This is a genomic window from Variovorax sp. 01N429 (genome assembly GCF_056399425.1).
Map to the genome: position 1 here is coordinate 1 of NZ_JBFTRG010000243.1, position 365 is coordinate 365.

Annotated in this window: 1 protein-coding gene; it reads right to left on the reverse strand. The window is 72.6% G+C overall.

Going from position 1 to position 365, the window contains the following annotated elements; all coding sequences use genetic code 11:
• Nucleotides 1–7 precede the first annotated feature (7 nt).
• A partial coding sequence (locus tag AC1DSF_RS31440; protein WP_478184222.1) for a hypothetical protein occupies nt 8–365 on the reverse strand: 358 nt, incomplete at its 5' end.

Here is a 365-nt window from a genome sequence, read left to right on the forward strand (position 1 = left end):
TGACCGTTCAGGCCAAGTCGTCGTCCGGCGGAGCCAAGGCACCGGTGGTCAGGCCGGCGGCGAGCAAATCCGCCGCGGCGTGGGTCGCGTCCGCTGCGCGCCGGGCCGCGGCCCGCAGGGCTCGAATCCGGCGGAACGCCGCCCCGTACTTGCGCTGTTCGTCCCGCGGCATCAACGGCACCCGCAAGCGGCCCGGCTGCACGTGCACCGTGATACTTCCCGTGGAAGCGCCGGCGACGTTGTCGGCCTGGTCGAGAAAGCCCGCCAGGAACCACGGATCGAGGCGTGCCGGATCGGGGCGGAGCAGCACCAGCGTGCGACCCAGCACCACACCTGCATCCGCGGGGCTCGCGACTCGCGTCATC